Source organism: Acinetobacter sp. YH12120 (genome assembly GCF_013418795.1).
In the GTDB taxonomy this organism is placed as follows: domain Bacteria; phylum Pseudomonadota; class Gammaproteobacteria; order Pseudomonadales; family Moraxellaceae; genus Acinetobacter; species Acinetobacter towneri.
The window spans coordinates 1-1,940 of record NZ_VPBI01000049.1; the positions used below are offsets into that span (position 1 = coordinate 1).

General features: G+C 46.6%; 2 protein-coding genes and 1 pseudogene. 2 read left to right on the forward strand and 1 reads right to left on the reverse strand.

Going from position 1 to position 1,940, the window contains the following annotated elements:
• Window positions 1-113: 113 nt before the first annotated feature.
• Window positions 114-515: a LysR substrate-binding domain-containing protein gene (locus FTU58_RS13885; protein ID WP_001183556.1), complete on the forward strand. Its 402-nt coding sequence runs from the start codon at window positions 114-116 to the stop codon at window positions 513-515.
• A 136-nt stretch (window positions 516-651) separates the two neighbouring features.
• Here FTU58_RS13885 and FTU58_RS13890 read toward each other — a convergent pair whose 3' ends face one another.
• Complete coding sequence (locus FTU58_RS13890; RefSeq protein ID WP_000018323.1) at window positions 652-1,467, reverse strand: APH(3')-I family aminoglycoside O-phosphotransferase; 816 nt, start codon at window positions 1,465-1,467, stop codon at window positions 652-654.
• Between the two features lie 129 nt (window positions 1,468-1,596).
• Between FTU58_RS13890 and FTU58_RS13895 the strand changes: the two are divergent.
• Window positions 1,597-1,940: pseudogene (locus FTU58_RS13895) on the forward strand (IS6-like element IS26 family transposase); the annotation flags it as partial.

Here is a 1,940-nt window from a genome sequence, read left to right on the forward strand (position 1 = left end):
GCCAGGCCTCAGCATTTTATTATGGTGATCCCCTGGGCGAAATGCGCCTGGTAAGCAGAGTTTTTGAAATGTAAGGCCTTTGAATAAGACAAAAGGCTGCCTCATCGCTAACTTTGCAACAGTGCCATTTTAAGCGTTATGCTAAGCCCAGGAAGCCGCAGGATCTTTTGAACCACAACTGCATTAACGTCCGCTATTCTGATACGAGTGGATTGTACGCCTGGGAATTCGAGAAAGATGCTCAGAAATTCAGTCTGAAAGTCAAAGGGCAATATATTGCGAACAGCACGATTCATCAGCTCGATGCAGCATTAGACGGGCTGGGGATTGCCTATATTCCCGAGTATGTTGCAGATGGATATATCAAAAGCGGCAAGCTGATTGCTGTTCTGACCGAGTGGTGTCCATATTTTGACGGCTACCATATTTATTATCCTCACCGCCGACAGGATTCTCCTGCGTTTATGGCTTTTCTGCAAGTTTTGCGTGACAGGTACAATAATGGAATAAGATAAATTTATGAGTAAAGGATTATGTCCACGATAAGCACCTGGGTCGATTCCTGGGAGGCGGCCATGAGGGTAGGGAAGCGCCGTCCCGTCAAGTCAGCGTAATGCTCTGCCAGTGTTACAACCAATTAACCAATTCTGATTAGAAAAACTCATCGAGCATCAAATGAAACTGCAATTTATTCATATCAGGATTATCAATACCATATTTTTGAAAAAGCCGTTTCTGTAATGAAGGAGAAAACTCACCGAGGCAGTTCCATAGGATGGCAAGATCCTGGTATCGGTCTGCGATTCCGACTCGTCCAACATCAATACAACCTATTAATTTCCCCTCGTCAAAAATAAGGTTATCAAGTGAGAAATCACCATGAGTGACGACTGAATCCGGTGAGAATGGCAAAAGCTTATGCATTTCTTTCCAGACTTGTTCAACAGGCCAGCCATTACGCTCGTCATCAAAATCACTCGCATCAACCAAACCGTTATTCATTCGTGATTGCGCCTGAGCGAGACGAAATGCGCGATCGCTGTTAAAAGGACAATTACAAACAGGAATCGAATGCAACCGGCGCAGGAACGCTGCCAGCGCATCAACAATATTTTCACCTGAATCAGGATATTCTTCTAATACCTGGAATGCTGTTTTCCCGGGGATCGCAGTGGTGAGTAACCATGCATCATCAGGAGTACGGATAAAATGCTTGATGGTCGGAAGAGGCATAAATGCCGTCAGCCAGTTTAGTCTGACCATCTCATCTGTAACATCATTGGCAACGCTACCTTTGCCATGTTTCAGAAACAACTCTGGCGCATCGGGCTTCCCATACAATCGATAGATTGTCGCACCTGATTGCCCGACATTATCGCGAGCCCATCTATACCCATATAAATCAGCATCCAGGTTGGAATTTAATCGCGGCCTCGAGCAAGACGTTTCCCGTTGAATATGGCTCATAACACCCCTTGTATTACTGTTTATGTAAGCAGACAGTTTTATTGTTCATGATGATATATTTTTATCGGCACTGTTGCAAATAGTCGGTGGTGATAAACTTATCATCCCCTTTTGCTGATGGAGCTGCACATGAACCCATTCAAAGGCCGGCATTTTCAGCGTGACATCATTCTGTGGGCCGTACGCTGGTACTGCAAATACGGCATCAGTTACCGTGAGCTGCAGGAGATGCTGGCTGAACGCGGAGTGAATGTCGATCACTCCACGATTTACCGCTGGGTTCAGCGTTATGCGCCTGAAATGGAAAAACGGCTGCGCTGGTACTGGCGTAACCCTTCCGATCTTTGCCCGTGGCACATGGATGAAACCTACGTGAAGGTCAATGGCCGCTGGGCGTATCTGTACCGGGCCGTCGACAGCCGGGGCCGCACTGTCGATTTTTATCTCTCCTCCCGTCGTAACAGCAAAGCTGC

Coding starts and splice junctions, on each gene's coding strand:
- FTU58_RS13890 (WP_000018323.1), bottom strand. CDS start 1,467: ATGAGCCATATTCAACGGGAAACGTCTTGCTCGAGGCCGCGATTAAAT.